Annotated in this window: 13 protein-coding genes and 1 other annotated feature; of the genes, 8 read left to right on the top strand and 5 right to left on the bottom strand. The window is 42.6% G+C overall.

Annotated elements, in window-relative coordinates; all coding sequences use genetic code 11:
* Positions 1-11 precede the first annotated feature (11 nt).
* Positions 12-644 carry a GNAT family N-acetyltransferase gene (locus FKZ59_RS11145; RefSeq protein WP_141602837.1) on the bottom strand — a complete coding sequence of 211 codons (633 nt, stop codon included), beginning with the start codon at positions 642-644 and terminating at the stop codon, positions 12-14.
* A 164-nt stretch (positions 645-808) separates the two neighbouring features.
* Here FKZ59_RS11145 and acsA point away from each other — a divergent pair, with 164 nt between their 5' ends.
* From acsA to FKZ59_RS11170, 5 genes are all read left to right on the top strand, one after another.
* The gene (acsA, locus tag FKZ59_RS11150) at positions 809-2542 is read left to right on the top strand and encodes an acetate--CoA ligase (protein ID WP_408057497.1); all 1734 of its coding nucleotides are present in this window, start codon (positions 809-811) and stop codon (positions 2540-2542) included.
* 195 nt (positions 2543-2737) lie between these two features.
* The gene (argC, locus tag FKZ59_RS11155) at positions 2738-3772 is read left to right on the top strand and encodes an N-acetyl-gamma-glutamyl-phosphate reductase (RefSeq protein ID WP_181733276.1); all 1035 of its coding nucleotides are present in this window, start codon (positions 2738-2740) and stop codon (positions 3770-3772) included.
* Positions 3773-3805: 33 nt separating this feature from the next.
* Positions 3806-5026, top strand: coding sequence for a bifunctional ornithine acetyltransferase/N-acetylglutamate synthase (gene argJ, locus FKZ59_RS11160; RefSeq protein WP_141602839.1), 1221 nt, complete (start codon positions 3806-3808; stop codon positions 5024-5026).
* Positions 4989-5768 (top strand): acetylglutamate kinase, encoded by a 780-nt coding sequence (gene argB / locus FKZ59_RS11165; protein ID WP_141602840.1) that lies wholly within the window; start codon positions 4989-4991, stop codon positions 5766-5768. The genes argJ and argB overlap by 38 nt, the downstream gene beginning before the upstream one ends.
* The gene (locus tag FKZ59_RS11170) at positions 5765-6901 is read left to right on the top strand and encodes an acetylornithine transaminase (RefSeq protein ID WP_141602841.1); all 1137 of its coding nucleotides are present in this window, start codon (positions 5765-5767) and stop codon (positions 6899-6901) included. The genes argB and FKZ59_RS11170 overlap by 4 nt, the downstream gene beginning before the upstream one ends.
* A 41-nt stretch (positions 6902-6942) precedes the next feature.
* Here FKZ59_RS11170 and FKZ59_RS11175 read toward each other — a convergent pair whose 3' ends face one another.
* Entirely contained in the window at positions 6943-9834 is a 2892-nt protein-coding gene (locus FKZ59_RS11175; RefSeq protein ID WP_141602858.1) for a transglycosylase domain-containing protein, read from the bottom strand.
* 165 nt (positions 9835-9999) lie between these two features.
* Positions 10000-10187: a binding site (T-box leader), on the top strand.
* A gap of 103 nt (positions 10188-10290) precedes the next feature.
* Here FKZ59_RS11175 and tyrS point away from each other — a divergent pair.
* Positions 10291-11562, top strand: coding sequence for a tyrosine--tRNA ligase (tyrS, locus tag FKZ59_RS11180; protein ID WP_141602842.1), 1272 nt, complete (start codon positions 10291-10293; stop codon positions 11560-11562).
* Positions 11563-11675: 113 nt separating this feature from the next.
* On the opposite strand, the gene rpsD is transcribed toward tyrS, so the two are convergent.
* From rpsD to hisJ, 3 genes are all read right to left on the bottom strand, one after another.
* The gene (gene rpsD / locus FKZ59_RS11185; protein ID WP_141602843.1) at positions 11676-12278 is read right to left on the bottom strand and encodes a 30S ribosomal protein S4; all 603 of its coding nucleotides are present in this window, start codon (positions 12276-12278) and stop codon (positions 11676-11678) included.
* A 415-nt stretch (positions 12279-12693) separates the two neighbouring features.
* On the bottom strand, positions 12694-13173 hold the full coding sequence (locus FKZ59_RS11190) for a GAF domain-containing protein (protein WP_141602844.1): 480 nt from the start codon (positions 13171-13173) through the stop codon (positions 12694-12696).
* Between the two features lie 15 nt (positions 13174-13188).
* Positions 13189-13980 carry a histidinol-phosphatase HisJ gene (gene hisJ, locus FKZ59_RS11195; RefSeq protein WP_141602845.1) on the bottom strand — a complete coding sequence of 264 codons (792 nt, stop codon included), beginning with the start codon at positions 13978-13980 and terminating at the stop codon, positions 13189-13191.
* A gap of 136 nt (positions 13981-14116) precedes the next feature.
* Between hisJ and ezrA the strand changes: the two genes are divergently transcribed.
* Both ezrA and FKZ59_RS11205 read left to right on the top strand, forming a co-directional pair.
* A complete protein-coding gene (gene ezrA / locus FKZ59_RS11200; protein ID WP_141602846.1) occupies positions 14117-15823 on the top strand; it encodes a septation ring formation regulator EzrA in 1707 nt (568 codons plus the stop codon).
* Positions 15824-15999: 176 nt separating this feature from the next.
* A complete protein-coding gene (locus FKZ59_RS11205; protein WP_141602859.1) occupies positions 16000-17139 on the top strand; it encodes a cysteine desulfurase family protein in 1140 nt (379 codons plus the stop codon).

Raw genomic sequence — 17139 nt, forward strand, 5'->3', positions numbered from 1 at the left:
TCCCCCTTTGTTTAATACATATACCTATATTTGAATCGCAATCGGTCAAAACGCGTAATCGTATCGTTATCAACCCGTTTCCCGATGCGAACCATCAAGCAATTTGCCGGATGCGACGTGATTTCCGGATCATCTGTCGCACAATATTCGAAACCTGCAGTTTTCATCAAATTTTCCATCATTCTCCGATAATCCCAAACATTGAGGCCGGTTCCTTTTAAATCCCAGTGCCAGTAATATTCCGTTGTAAATATTAAATAGTCTTCCATTTCATCCGCCATGAAAGACACTTCCAACAATTTTTTGGCAACACCGGCTCCCCTATATGATGGTATCACCTCAATAGCCCCCAATTCTAGTACATTTTCTATTTTATCTTCCGCCCATCTCTCAAGAGGATCCGGATATAGATAAGTAACATAGCCGATAATTGTATTATTGTTTCGGGCGATAATAATTCTGCCTTCTTCTAATTTCGCTATGCCGATTAATGCCTTTTTTTGCTGCTCTGGAGGCCTGAATGCTGTCAAATCTTCGTGGAAATCCAGCTTTTCGATCGTTTCAGGCAGCACGGGTCCTTCGACAAAAACTGTGCCTTGAGGCGTTTCCAGCTGTGCGCAATGGTAATTTTTTATATGTTGCATAACCATCACCCCTTCATCTATTACTTACATTATATGATAAAATTGGCGCATAAAAGCAGAAATTTGTGAAAAATAAAGAAATTCATGAAATCTTAAAAATATTTTGCTAATTATAATGATTCATTGTAAAATGTAAAATATCATAGAAAGAAAGGGGAAATTTAATGGGGATGAAAACGACGGAGAAATTAGCAGTTGTACCAGGGGATTATCATTTGAAAAATTATGAAGAAACTTATGCTAATTTCGACTGGAAAGAAGTGGAGAAAGCATTTACTTGGTATGAGACGGGGAGAGTAAATGCTGCCTACGAAGCAATCGATCGTCATGCAGATTCAGAAGAACGAAAAAACAAAGTGGCTCTTTATTTTAGTAACGGGGATCGTAAAGAAGCCTACACGTTCTATGATATGAAACGCATGACAAACAAGGCTGCGAATGTGTTCAAACAATTCGCGGATCTTGAAAAAGGGGATCGTTTATTTATCTTTATGCCAAGATCTCCTGAATTGTATTTTTCATTGCTTGGCGCATTGAAATTGGGATTGATTGTCGGACCGCTCTTTGAAGCATTTATGGAAGGGGCGGTATATGACAGATTATCCAACAGTGAAGCAAAAGCACTTGTGACAACACCTGAGTTGTTAAAACGCGTTCCGTTAGATAGATTGCCGCACTTGGAAAAAGTGTTTGTTGTCGGGGATCAAGTAGAAGAAAATGAAAAAATTGTCGATTTTAATAAAAGATTGGAAGAAGCGTCTGACGAATTCGACATCGTCTGGGTTGACCGGGAAGACGGAATGCTTTTGCATTATACGTCCGGTTCAACGGGAGCTCCAAAAGGGGTATTGCATGTCCATAATGCAATGATTCAGCACTATCAGACAGCCCGTTGGGTATTGGATTTACATGATGATGACATTTATTGGTGCACAGCGGACCCGGGATGGGTTACCGGAACTGCGTATGGAATTTTCGGTCCATGGCTGAATGGCATAACGAATGTCATCATTGGCGGACGTTTCAGCCCGGAAAGATGGTACGGCGCCATTGAAGAATATGGTGTTACGGTATGGTATAGTGCACCGACTGCCTTCAGAATGCTGATGGGTGCCGGTACTGCCGTCTTAAAACAATATGATTTATCTTCTTTGCGGCATGTGCTCTCAGTGGGTGAACCTTTAAATCCGGAAGTAATTCGTTGGGGCATGAAAGAATTGGGCCATCGCATTCACGATACATGGTGGATGACAGAAACTGGCGGACACATGATTTGCAACTACCCTTGCATGGAAATTAAGCCTGGCTCCATGGGCAAACCAATCCCGGGAGTTTATGCTACGATTGTGGATGATGAAGGAAATGAATTGCCGCCATATACGATGGGTAACCTGGCGATCCGCAAAGGTTGGCCGTCCATGATGAGAGCGATTTGGAAAAACCCTGAGCGTTATCAGCAATATTTCTTGAAAGACAAATGGTACGTGTCAGGAGATTCCGCATATAAAGATGAAGATGGATACTTCTGGTTCCAAGGCCGTGTCGATGATGTCATTATGACAGCCGGCGAACGGGTTGGACCATTTGAAGTAGAAAGCAAATTGATTGAGCACCCGGATGTAGTGGAAGCCGGCGTTATCGGAAAACCGGATCCGGTCCGTGGTGAAATCATTAAAGCCTTTATCGTACTGCGGCCAGGGGTTGAGCCGACAGATGAATTGAAGGAAGACATCCGCCAATTCGTAAAAACGGGTCTCGCTGCCCATGCAGCACCTAGAGAAATCGAATTTAGAGACAAACTTCCGAAAACACGAAGCGGTAAGATTATGCGCCGCGTGTTGAAAGCTTGGGAATTGAATCTTCCGACAGGCGACTTGTCAACAATGGAAGATGATTAATTGACACTCCGCCGCCATGTGATTTATTGAGCAAGATAATAATTATGCATCCACCGAAGGATATTTCATTTTTCGACAAATGAATATCCTTCGGTTTTTATTTAATTAAGAAAGTTTTTTAATATATAAACATACATTTGACTTTATAATTATACAAGTTTATACTAACATTATCTGACTGAAGAGGTGAGTGCGTTGAAAGTTGCTATTATTGGAGCTACCGGTTATGGTGGTTTGGAATTAATCCGTTTTTTGCACAATCATCCTGAAGTGGAAAAGATGGATTTATTTACGTCTTCCGAAGAAGGGGTCATTTTTTCATCGAAATATGGGCATCTATTAAATATTCAAGATGTGCCCCTTCAAAAAATAGATTATGAGACGTTGGAAAATTATGATGTTGTTTTTACGAGCACACCAAGCGGCGTTACAAGCAAATTGCTGCCTCCGCTCGTGGGAAAAGGGCCAAAATTGATCGATTTGTCCGGAGACTATCGATTGAAAAATCTGCAAGATTACGAGAAATGGTATAAAAAAGATCCTGCTCCACAAGAAATTGTGGATCAAAGCGTATATGGCCTGACAGAATGGAATGAAAAGAATATAAAAGAAGCTGTCCTAATCGCCAATCCTGGCTGCTATCCGACAGCTGCACTTTTATCCATTCTTCCATTCATCAAGGAAGGGTTAATCGATCCATCCTTTTTGGTCATTGATGCGAAAAGCGGCGTTTCCGGAGCCGGGAACAAACCTTCGAGAACAACTCATTTCAGTGAAACAAATGAAAATTTCTCGATTTATAAAATAAATGAACATCAACATATTCCTGAAATCGAACAAGCCATTGAAATGTTTACAGGAGTAAAAACAGCCATTACTTTTAACACCCATTTAGTGCCGATGACACGGGGGATTTTGGCGACTTCCTACGCGCCTGTGAAAGACGGGGTAACAACGGAAGATTTGACGGAATGTTTGATGGAAACATATAAACGGCATCCTTTCGTCCGTGTCATTACGGACGCCAATACAATCGGGACGAGCCGGGTTAAAGGTTCCAACTATTGTGATGTGTTCGCAAAAATTGATGAACGGACAAACCGGGCTACAATAGTAAGTGTAATTGATAATTTAGTAAAGGGTGCTGCAGGACAAGCGATTCAAAATATGAATGTACAATTTGGATTGCCGCAAACGACCGGTTTGGATGTCGTACCATTGTTTATTTAACCAGCTGGCTATGTAAGAAATGGAGGAATTTAAATGTCGTCAATTAGAGAAATGAAACTATCTAGCAAAAATATTGTATCCCCTAAAGGATTTAAAGCAGCGGGGATTCACTGCGGTATCAAGCATAAGAAAAAAGATTTGGCGATTTTATACAGTGAGGTGCCTGCAAGTGTTGCAGGGGTGTTTACAACCAATAAAGTACAGGCTGCGCCGATTAAAGTAACCAAAGAAGTGGTTTATGAAACGAAAAAAATGCAGGCGGTAATTGTCAATTCCGGGAATGCCAATGCGTGTACCGGAAAGCAGGGATTGCTGGATGCTTATGAAATGCAGCAATTGGCCGCGGAAAAATTGGGCATTGATCCGAAGCTGGTCGGTGTTTCTTCAACCGGTGTCATTGGCGAATTGATGAAAATGGATTGCATCCGCGAAGGGGTAAAAAAGATTGAACTCGGAAACTCATTGGAAAATGGGATCGATTTTGCGCAGGCGATTTTAACTACGGATACGGTGATGAAAAATACAACATATTCCACTCAAATTGATGGAAAAGAAGTCATCATTTCCGGAACTGCGAAAGGTTCCGGAATGATTGAGCCGAACATGGCAACAATGCTTGCGTTTATTACAACAGATGCCAATATCGAATCTGATGTGCTGCAAAAAGCGCTATCGGAAATTACGGATGTGACATTCAACTGTATTACGGTTGATGGTGATACATCCACTAATGATATGGTTTTGGTATTGGCCAATGGTCTTGCCGGAAATAATCCGTTGACACCGGAGCATCCGGATTGGAACAATTTTTATAAAACATTAAAAATGGTTGCGGAAGACTTATCGAAAGCGATCGCACGGGACGGGGAAGGCGCAACGAAGCTCATTGAAGTGGAGGTCGACGGGGCCGTTTCCGATGAAGAAGCCCGCAAAATCGCCAAAACCGTTGTCGGTTCCCCGCTTGTGAAGACGGCGGTTTTCGGCTGCGATGCCAACTGGGGACGCATCATTTGCGCTGTCGGCTATAGTGGTGCCACTGTTGATCCGGAAAAAATCATCATTAAAATCGGCGATAAGAAAATGGTGGAAAATGGCGAACCGATTCCGTTTGATGAAGACGAACTCATTAAAATTTTAAAAGCCAATGAAATTAAAATTTATGTTTCGCTAGGTTTAGGCGACGGCCATGGGATTGCATGGGGGTGCGATTTAACGTATGACTACGTGCAAATCAACGCAAGTTACCGCTCGTAAGCGAATCGTCATCAAATTGGGCGGAAGCACTTTAGAAGGCTTGAATGAAGCGTTCTTTTCCAATTTTAAAACCCTTCAGGAGGATGGCTACGAAATTATCATCACCCATGGCGGGGGGCCTGCAATTAATCGGGAATTGGAAAAAAGGGATGTCCCTTCCCATAAAATCAACGGGATCCGTGTAACGAACGAAGAAGCGATGGAAATCGTCCAGTCGACGCTGATTGGCCAAGTGAATCCAAAACTTGTCCATGATTTGAACCAGGCAGGGATTCAGGCCATCGGTTTAAACGGATTCGACATGAATCTCCTTGAATGTGAATTTTTGGACTTCGAAACTTATGGATATGTGGGCGAAATCAAAAAGATCGATACCGCGATTATCGATATCCTGACGGCAAACAATGTTGTGCCGGTTATCAGCTGCATCGGCGCTACCGAAACCGGGCAAGGATTAAATATCAACGGTGATACGGTAGCCAGTGAAATCGCCCTGGCTGTTGGTGCGGAACGTTTGCTGTTAGTGACGGATGTATCAGGAATCCGCATCGGCGGCGAATACCAGAAAGAGGTGACTCCTGAACAAATCCGTCAATGGATTGAAGAGGGGAAAATTACCGGAGGAATGATTCCAAAAGTCGAAGGGGCGATCCGGGTGCTAAATGCCGGCATCCCGAAAGTGGAAATTGTTGATGATACGTTGACAGGGACAACAATAACAAGCAAGGAGTTAGTAAAATGAGTGCATTGTTTAATACTTATGCAAGAAGACCGATTGCTCTTGTTGAAGGGAAAGGAACGATTGTAAAAGACCAAAACGGAAAAGAATATTTGGATTTTACAAGCGGAATTGCCGTATTATCACTGGGGCATGCCCATCCGGAGCTTGTAAAAGCCCTCCGGGAGCAAAGCGAAAAGATTTGGCATACGAGCAATTTGTTCCAGGCTCCATGGCAAGAAAAACTTGCCGAATCTTTAGTCAAAGATACTCATTTTTCTTACGCTTTTTTCTGCAATAGCGGAGCGGAGGCGAATGAAGCCGCCATCAAACTTGCCCGCAAGCATACCGGAAAACATCATATCATCACTTTTAAACAATCTTTCCATGGACGCACATTTGGCTCCATGAGCGCCACAGGGCAGGAAAAAATCCAAAAAGGCTTTGGGCCTATGTTGGAAAAATTCACGTATTTGCCATTCAATGATGTGGATGCATTAAGAAATGCCGTCGATGATTCCGTTGCCGCCATTATGCTCGAAGTGATACAGGGAGAAGGCGGCGTCAATCCGGTAACCGACGAATTTGCGGAGGCAATTCAAGAAATCTGTTCCCAAAGCGATATATTGTTAATTGTTGATGAAGTTCAGACAGGAATCGGAAGAACGGGAAGCCGCTTTGCTTTCGAACAAACTCCATTAAAACCGGACATTATTTCTTTGGCGAAAGGGCTCGGCGGAGGTTTCCCAATTGCTGCGATTTTAGGAACAAAAGAATTGTATGATACCTTTGGTCCCGGAAGCCACGGCACCACTTTCGGAGGAAATCCATTGGGCGTTGCGGTTGCCCAAAAGGTCATTGACATTGTCTTCCAACCGGAATTTTTAAATGAAGTGAAAAAGAAATCCGAATATTTCATCGACAAGTTGAAAGAGGCTTTCCCTGACGGAGAATTTAAAGTTAAAGGGAAAGGTTTGCTGCTTGGCTTGGAAAGCGAAAATGAAGTGGGAGAATATATTGGAAAATTGGAAGAAGCCGGCCTTTTAGTATGCCCAGCCGGCACAAAAGTGTTGCGGCTGCTCCCTCCTCTTACGGTGAAATATGAAGAAATTGATGATGCGGTTGCCATCCTGAAAAAAGTATTATCGCGGAAATAAAAACAGCGGCACAAACTCTCAAAGTTTGTGCCGCTGTTTTTTTATGGCTGGTCGTTTTCTTCGGAAGGCTCCTGGGCATTTTGGTCAGGAGGTTCCTGATTGTTTGGATCCGGATCTTCCTGGTTTTGTCCATCTGAAGGGTCTGTTGCCGGTGGATTTTTATCCTTTCCATTTTCCTTCGGAGGTTTTTGATCGATTTTTTCGTCTTTTGGTGAAGGTTCCTGTATAGGTTGTGTCTTGGCAATTTCTGATTCCAGACCGGTAATATCCACCGCGGCGACACCGTATTGGCCTTTTCCGACAGGAATGCTCAAACGTTCTCCGCTTTTGACGGAAGCGATGAGTTTCTTGCCCCCATTGGATAGGTCATAAACGCGATATCCCACAACGTCCCGGGATGGGGAGGAAGACCATGATAATGTATTTCCTTTTAGCGTCACGCTTACCGGCTTTGGAGCGGATTGATCCGGATTAAATTGTTTGATGTCCACAACTTTTAAAATCGATTCTCCCAAAAGTTTATCGGGATTTCCTCCAAATCGTCCAAGAATTTTGGTAATAAATTCTTTTTTTAGTGAAATACCGTTGGACGGATAAGTAAATTCCTCAGGTGTCGAATCCAATGCCAGATAAGTTTCGCCGTTGATTTTGACAGTTCTTGTTTCAGAGGAAACGAAGCTGTCATCCACTTTTCTAGGCACAAATTTTCGGATGAATAAGTCGCTGCGCACCAACCCGGCGTTGCTGCATGCTTTCGAAGGAGCCATTCCGGAAATGCCGCAGAAGGATGCATATACGACATTTTTTGGTTTTTGGAATCTTTCTTTTGCAGCGATTAATTCGGGCTTCACATCATAAGCGGCATTCATCAATGTCGCCCATAACAGATTGATTCGTACGCTTGGCTGGAAATATGTTCCGTTGAATTGATATAAAGTTCTATTTTTATCATATCCCAGCCAAACCCCTAAAGTGACGTTCGGATTGTAGCCGACAAGCCAAACATCTTTATAATTTTGGGATGTTCCTGTTTTTCCCGCAAAATCGGATGAGAATTTTAAAGTATTCCGGGCTTTCGTAGCCGTTCCATATTGAAATACATCCCTCATCATATCCGTGATGATGTAGGAAGCTTCAGGAGAAAATACTTGTACCGGTTCAGAAGAATGTTGGTAAATAATATTCCCTTCAGCATCTTCGATTTTTTCGATCATATATGCGTCGATAAATTTTCCGCCGTTGGCAAAAGTGGCATAAGCGTTCGTATTTTCTTCCACTGTTACACCGTTTGTGATTGCGCCGATTGCGGCGGCGGGATTGACAAAGTCCGCTTCCGTCAATTTGGAAAAGCCCATTTTGACCAAAAGTTCCGCCGGTCTTTTGTCGACAATTTGATCATACAGGCGAATCGCAGTCAAGTTTTGCGAGTAGGCCAACGCTTCCCGTGCCGGAATGATTCCCCGCTCCTCATTCGGATTGTAGTTTGTTGGTGCCCATCCTTTATACCGGAATTTCACATCAACGACCGGACTGCCCGCGCCAATGACCCCATATTCAATGGCAGGACCATATACAAGCAGGGGTTTCATTGTGGAACCATTTGAACGGGTTGCCTGGGTTGCATGGTTCACCTGGATAATCTTAAAGTCCCGGCCACCGACAAACCCCAAAATTCTTCCGGTTTTATTTTCGATTAAAATGCTGCCCACCTGCACCGGATCGGGAACTTCCACTTCCTGGGTTGTTTCCGGATCGATCACCGTTTTTGTGAAGGTATGGCCATAATATTTGAATTCCTTAGCCGCTTTGTTCATTGCATCATACAAACCTTTGTCAATGGTCGTATGAATACGGTAACCGCCTGAGCGGATATCGCGCTCGGCCAAAATTAAATATTTTTTATAAAGATTTTCTTCTTCGTCAAACCGTTTTGGATCGATGCCGTCTTTTTCCGCCAGGATGCGGGCCATAATTTCTTTTGCCCGGCGCTCGATTTCAAAAGTCAGATATGGATAACGAATCGTTTCGATTACGGGGTCTTTGAAATCTTTTGTGATGTCATAGTTGATCGCTTCTTGATATTGTTCTTCCGTAATATATCCCGCTTCTTTCATCCGGTATAGAACGACCTTCATCCGTTCGATACCCGGCTGCAGTCCTTCCATATTTTTTAGTTGCCCTTTCTGGGTATAAGGTGTATAAGAGAACGGTGCCTGGGGAATTCCTGCAATATAGGCGGCCTGCGGCAAATTCAATTCGCTTGCGCTTTTTCCGAAAATGCCCTGTGCGGCTGTTTCCACTCCGGCAATGTTCCGCCCCGAAGCGTTCCGTCCGTACGGGATGATGTTTAAATAAGCTTCCAAGATTTCATCTTTTGACATAAAATGCTCAAGACGCAAAGCAAGAAGCAATTCTTTGGCTTTCCGTTCATATGAAACCTCGTTTGTCAATATCTGATTTTTTATCAGCTGCTGGGTCAAAGTGGAACCGCCGGTCTGGGTCGAAGCATTTGTAAAATCTTGAAGCAATCCCCGGAAAACCGCTTTCGGAACAATTCCTTCATGCTCGTAAAAGAATTCATCCTCCGTCGCGAGCACCGCTTGAATCAATAACGGTGATACTTGATCAAGGGTCGTCTTTTTCCTTTCCAGATCGGTTCGGACTTTGCCGATATAAACATTCCCGGCGAAATACATTTCGCTCGTCTCTTCGTAATTGAAGATCTGTTTTCGCATTTCTTCCTTGGTGTAAAGGGGCTCTTCGTCCACTAATGAGGCAAAATAACCGACCCCTATTGAAAAAACAAAAACAAAGCCGATAAGAAAAATGATGAAAAACACAAGCCCGAGATTCCATATGACGCTCAATGCGATCCGGAGCTTGCTGGAATTATAGGAACTGACCATGTTTTCGATTTTCTCATTAATATGCATGAGTTTCCTTATAAAATCTTGAAGTTTCTCTCTCACGCCATTCCCTCCTAAAATCTTGTTTATTATAGCACAATTCTATATAATCGGAGTATAGTTGTTGACAAAGAAAATTTAACGGGTAGAATAATTCATGTAGTTTTTCGTGAAAATTTTAACAATATCTTTTTTCAAGCGTTGAAGAGGCTGAAGTAGTGTTTTCATTCCCTGTATGAGAGAGCTGGCGGTTGGTGCAAGCCAGTCATAATGAAACCACGAATTACGGTCTTGGAGCTTGAGCGTTTTCCGCGTTAAGGACCAATGAGTGGGAGAGTTTTCTCCAAGCCGGGTGGTACCACGTGCTGAGCGTCCCTGCATGCAACAAGGCATGCAGTTTTTTTATTGTTAAATTTTAACTTAATCTTAACCTAAGTGAATCAACCATAAATTCACAAATTTATGAACTGGAGGGAATCAAAGATGTCAAATGCATTATTGGAAGATTTAAAATGGCGGGGATTAATATACCAGCAAACAGATGAAGAGGGACTGGAAAAACTTTTAAATGAAGAAAAAATCTCATTGTATGTGGGGGTTGATCCGACCGCGGATTCCATGCATATCGGCCATATTGTACCGCTGATTACGATGCGCCGTTTCCAGCAGGCTGGCCATAGACCGGTGCTGCTTGTAGGCGGTGCCACAGGGATGATCGGAGACCCTTCAGGCAGATCAACTGAACGCAATTTGTTGTCGAAAGAACAGATTGAAAAGAATGTGGCCGGCCTTAAAAAACAAATGGAACGCATCTTCGATTTCGGAGATGATAAAGAAAACGGAGCAATTTTGGTAAACAACTATGACTGGATCAGCAAAATGAATGTGATTGATTTCTTAAGGGATTACGGAAAGCTGATTAATGTGAATTACATGTTGGCAAAGGATACGATTGCTTCCCGCCTCGAAACGGGCATTTCATTTACGGAATTCTCCTACACATTATTGCAGGGCATCGATTTTAACCATTTATATGACCATTACAATGTCCGTCTGCAAATCGGCGGATCCGACCAGTGGGGAAATATAACAACAGGCCTTGAAATCATCCGGAAAACCCATGATGATGAAGCAAAGGCCTATGGCATCACAATGCCTCTCATTACAAAAGCGGACGGAACAAAATTCGGCAAAACAGCCGGCGGCGCTGTTTGGCTGGATCCTGAGAAAACAAGTCCATACGAGTTTTACCAATTCTGGATTAATACCGCTGACGCCGATGTCGTGAAATATCTAAAAATCTTTACGTTCCTGAGCAAAGAAGAAATCGAGGAACTTGCCGAATCAGTCGAAAAAGAGCCGCATTTGCGGAAAGCGCAAAAGGCGTTGGCCGAAGAAATGACAAGACTCATTCACGGAGATGAAGCGCTTGAAACGGCAAAACGCATTACGGAAGCATTATTCTCCGGAGATTTGAAATCTTTGTCCGCAAGCGAAATGCGCGATGCCTTCAAAGACGTCCCAACCGCGGAAATGGCGAAGGAGGACAAAAACATTGTCGATTTGCTAGTGGAAGCAAAAATCTGTCCATCCAAACGCCAGGCGAGGGAAGACGTAAAAAATGGCGCAATTTCCATCAATGGCGATAAAGTGACGGATTTGGACTACATTGTCGGCGGAAAGGACCGCCTGGACGATGAATTTACCATCATCCGCCGGGGCAAAAAGAAATACCACATGGTGAAATATATTTAAAAATAAAAAGGGAGGGGCTGAGAAAAGCGATCGGGCCCCTCCTGTTTTGTTTTTTTATTCCAAAGCAAAAATAAAACCCCTGAAACCTGAAGTTCCAGGGGTTTTGGACTGGATTATCGAGAGTAGAACTCAACGATAAGAGATTCGTTGATTTCAGCAGGCAATTCAGAACGTTCAGGATAACGAACGTAAGTACCTTCTTTTTTCTCTGCGTCAAGAGATAGGTATTCTGGTACGAAGTTGTTTGCTTCAAGCGCTTCGTTTACAACTTGCAAGTTTTTGGATTTTTCGCGCAAAGCGATAACTTGACCAGGTTTTACTGTATAAGAAGGAATATCAACACGTTGTCCATCAACCGTGATGTGACCATGGTTTACCAATTGACGGGCTGCACGGCGTGTACGGGCAAAACCTAAGCGGTAAACAAGGTTGTCCAAACGGGATTCAAGAAGAATCATGAAGTTTTCACCATGAACCCCTTTCATTTTACCCGCTTTTACGAATAGGTTTTTGAATTGGCGTTCGTTTAAGCCGTACATATGGCGAAGTTTTTGTTTTTCTTGAAGCTGTAAACCATATTCAGTCAATTTTTTGCGTTGAGTTGGTCCGTGTTGACCTGGTGGGTAAGGGCGTCTTGCCAACTCCTTACCAGTGCCGCTCAGTGAAATGCCAAGGCGGCGGGAAATTTTCCATGTTGGTCCTGTATAACGAGACATTCCGTCTCCTCCTTTTGGTTTTTTTGTTGTAAAACAAAAACCAGTTGTATCCGAACTTATGCGTATTTTATTTTCATGTATTTTCGCCCCGGCAGCCATCAGGGTTACTCATACACCGTCCAATAATCCGAGGATTATTAGAGGAATAAAATACGGACACAAGTTTATACAACTGCTGCTTTTATTTTACACGAAGAACATTGTATATGGTTTTCATAGTGCAGTCAAGAGAAAAAACTTGAAATATCGCTGTTTTATTGATTTTCAATTAGACGATTATTCGGCAAAAACTTGGAGCATCGCCATTTGGTTTCACACATTGAAAACCGCTCCCTTTCACATCGCTTGATTCCAAGCGGCAAGATGCAAAACCGAAAAAATCCCGTTTCGCAATCGCTGCGAAACGGGCAGTTTTTTATAAATATTGGATCAATGTTTGTACGAATTTTTCCAGTCCCAGCCTGTCCTCTTCTTTAAAGCGATCTATTAATGGGCTGTCGATATCAAGCACGCCGATCATTTCGCCATCTTTTACAAGAGGAATGACAATTTCCGAGTTGCTGCGAGCGTCACATGCGATATGGCCGGGGAATTGGTGCACGTCTTTCACGACGATTGTTTCTCCTTTTTCCACAGCTGTCCCGCAAACGCCCCGGCCAACAGGAATCCTCACACAGGCCGGCAATCCCTGAAAAGGTCCAAGGACGAGTTCCCCATCTTTCAATAAATAAAATCCTACCCAATTGACATCCGTTAAAAATTGGTTCAGCAGCGCGCTGGCATTGCTTAAATTGGCAATGATGTCCGTTTCCCCTTCCAGCAGAGCGGCAAGCTGTTTCGCAAGCGTATCATATTGTTCTTCGAGAGAACCTTTGTATTCTATTTTCTTAAACACATGCTCACCTCCGATTTACGGGAAAATTTTTTCATAATGCTGGTGCAAGTCTTTGACGGAATGGGCGTCTGAACCGAATACGAGCGGCAAACGAATGGATTTTGCGTATTCAATCATCGGAAAAGGCGGATACGGTTCCCGGCAATATTTCTTGCTTAAACCGGCGCTGTTGACATCCAATTCGAAGCCGAACTCCTTCATTTTGTTTAATACTTCTTTTATGCGATGTTCATCTTCAACCAGGATGTTATGGGCATGCTGGAATTTATGGACGAGCGTCGGATGGCCGATTCGCCGCGGTTTGAATTGCCCCAGATCCGCTTCGATGGATTGGATAACTGTATCATAATACAAGTCGTAAACCGCTTCAACATTTCCAACTTTTTCTGCAAATTTCATGAATTCTGTTTCTGAATAGTCAATGCAAACATATTCATCGTTCCATTTTAAAAAATGGACGGACAAAATGGCGTCGTCAAGACGAGGTCCGATTTGGTCCAGGAAATTCTTGGTTTCCTCTTCGAAACCGGCGATAAAATCCACTTCCAGCCCGATATGAATGTTAATATCATTTTTATATTTTCGTTTTAATTGTTCCAACGTTTCTATATAAGTTGACAACAATTCCGGTTTCATTCCGCTGTCCTTCTCCGGAGTCGGGTCGGTAAAGTTGCCGGGCAGAGGGGCATGTTCGGTGAATGTAATATCAGTAAACCGATGCTGGATGGCTTTTTCTATATATTGTTCCAGCGGATCTGCCGTACCGTGGGGGCAAAAGGGTGTGTGGATGTGGCCGTCTCTTTTCATGATTTCAACTCCTTTAAAGAAAGAAATGTATTAACTTTCCTTATTTCCGCATTATTTTTTAAAACAAAAGTTCAAAAACATGGTATATTATATAACATATAGCCAATTTGCGTGAGGGTGGAATAGGAGGCTTACGATGAAATCAATCATCTTTGTCATCGCCATATTACTAGTGTTGTTTATTGTCGGGCTTATTTTTAGAAAAAAACATACCCGTGAAATAGAACGGCTTGAAAAAAAGAAATTACAAATTCAACATTATCCCATTTTTGAGGAATTGACAAAAGTAAAGAATTTGAATATGAACGGCCAGACGGAAGAATTGTTTGAACGATGGCGCAATAAATGGACGGAAGTAGTGGACGTGGATATCATCAAAATCGATTCCATGTTATTTGATGCGGAAGAATTCATTGACCGCTTTAAATTTAAAAAAGCGTCCGTGATCGAAAAAGAAATTGAAGAATATTTGAATAAATGCGACAAAATAAAGAATGAAATCTTGGACGAATTGGATGAATTAATCGGCAGCGAAGAAAAGAACCGCATTGAAATGGAACAGTTAAAGGAGCAATACCGTTCTGCGCGAAAGACCCTTTTGGCGCACCAATATTCGTTCGGTCCGGCATTGGCGAATCTTGAAAAATTACTTGAAGAATTTCCGCGGAAATTTGAAGAATATGAAAAGCTCACAGAAGAAGGAAATTATTTGAATGCCCGGGAAATTGTACTTTATCTCAATGAAAAGTCCAAAAAATTGAACGAGTTGATCAATGAAATCCCCGGATTGCTGGCGGAAATTCAGACAAAAATTCCCGCATCCATCCATGAGCTCCGCACAGGGCAGCGGGAAATGGAGGAGCAATCTTATTACCTCAAACATCTGGAATTGACCGAAAATCTTGAACAGATTGAGGAAGAGCTGAAGAAATTGGAAGAAGAACTGGCGAAATTGAACGTCGGTTATGTCGCATCCAGAATTGAAGAAATCAACGATGAAATTGACAATTTCTATGATTTGCTCGAAAAGGAAGTGTATGCGAAAAACTACGTAGACAAAAATTGTGACCGTACATACAAAACTTTGAATGAAGTGTTAAAAACGGCACGGGAAGTAAGCACCGAAGCCGAATATGTCCAAAGCAGCTACCGCTTGCCGAAAGAAGAAGCGGAAATTCCAAAGATTGGCCTGAAGCAGCTTGAAGTAATACAAAAACGTTTTGAATTGTTGCTTTCCCGTGTGCAAGGCGAAAAATCCGCATATTCGAGCCTGCAGGAAGAATTGATGGAAATCAGCAGCGAAATTGAACGCATACAAGAAGAGCAGGAAGAGTTCTCAAATCGGTTAAAGAATTTGCGAATCGATGAAAATAAAGCCCGAGCAAAACTTCAATCGTTGAAGAAAATGCTGCAAGATACGGACCGAATGTTACATAAAGCGAACATCCCAGGCATTCCGGAGGAAATGGACGCGCGCTTGGAAGAAGCGGAAGAGCAATTATTTTTGGTAATGCAAAGCCTCCAAGAAGTTCCGTTGAATATGAAACAAGTCAACAGCAATTTGGATCAGGCCGAAAAGTGCATCCAAGATGTGCAAAAACACGCAAAAGAAATGATAGAAAATGTTATGTTGACTGAGCGGATTATTCAATACGGCAACCGCTACCGTTCAAATCCGCAGGTTCACGAATTATTGCTCCAGGCGGAGGAATCCTTCCACAAATTCCGTTATGTAAAAGCTTTGGAACTGGCGGCGGAAGCGGTGGAAATGGCGGAACCGGGTGCCATTAAACGCTTAGAAGAATTGGTGCAGGAAGAAATGTTCGAAAAAGCGAAACAATAATTTATGCACGAAGCATAATTTCGGGTATAATGATAACGGAAAGTCATATCCGTTCACAGCAATATCACTTTTGTTTTTTCATGATAAGCATTAAAATGGATGGTTGTCCGGAAAGTATCCACTTTCTGTACAACCTTTTCTTTTGAAAAATCTTATGAGTTAGAAGGTTGGTAATGATGATCTATTTTGACAACAGCGCAACAACTCAACCCCATGAAGAAGTGTTGCAAACTTTCATCGAAGTGAATAAAAATTATTACGCTAATCCCGCTTCCATCCATTCATTTGGAGTGGAAGTCAACGAACTGTTGGATGCGGCAAGAGGACAAATCGCCGGCATTCTAAAAACGAACAAGGAACACGTTTTATTTACATCAGGGGGTACCGAATCAAACAATTTTGCGATTTTTGGTGTCGCAAAAGCAAATAAACATATCGGAAAACACATCATTACAACGGAAATTGAACATGCATCGGTGCTTGAAGCATATAAGGCATTAGCAAAAGAAGGATATGAAGTCGATTATTTATCGGTAAACAAAAATGGAGTAATCTCCCTAGATGAACTGCGGGAGAAACTTCGCAAAGATACGGTTCTGGTTACCATCATGCATGTAAATAATGAAATGGGAGCAATCCAACCGATTGAAGAAGCGGCAAAATTGATCCACCAGCATTCCCGCGCCGTTTTCCACGTGGACGCAGTGCAAAGTTTCGGCAAATTGGAAGTCCAATTTAAGGGAGAGGCCGGACCGGACATTATTACGATTTCGGGGCATAAAATCCATGGCTTGAAAGGTACGGGCGTCATCGCTTTCAGAAGAAAATTGAATATTGAACCGTTCATTGTCGGCGGAGGACAAGAATTCGGCTTAAGAAGCGGCACTGTCGCCGTGCCGCAAGCGGTCGCCCTTGCGAAAGCGTGCCGGATTGCAGTGGAACATTTACAGGAAAATCAAGCAAAATTCAAAAAATGGCGAGATGATCTCATTGATTTTTTAACGGCTTTTGGCAACCATATTTATATACTATCTTCGAAAGAAGGGGCACCGCATATCTTGTCCTTTAGTGTACGGGACATCAAAGGGGAAGTCGTCATCAATGCGCTGCAGAAACGCGGTGCCATTGTATCCACATCCAGTGCATGTTCTTCAAGACAGAAGAAAACAAGCCATGTCGTTGAAGCATTAAAAGTGGATCCACACTTTAAAGAAGGTGTCATCCGCATCAGTTTTGGCGCAAAAAATACTGACGAAGAAATCGAACAATTTAAAGCGATTTTTAAAGAAGTTATGAATGAATTAAAAGGAGTATAA

Source organism: Ureibacillus terrenus, assembly GCF_006569205.1.
In the GTDB taxonomy this organism is placed as follows: domain Bacteria; phylum Bacillota; class Bacilli; order Bacillales_A; family Planococcaceae; genus Ureibacillus; species Ureibacillus terrenus.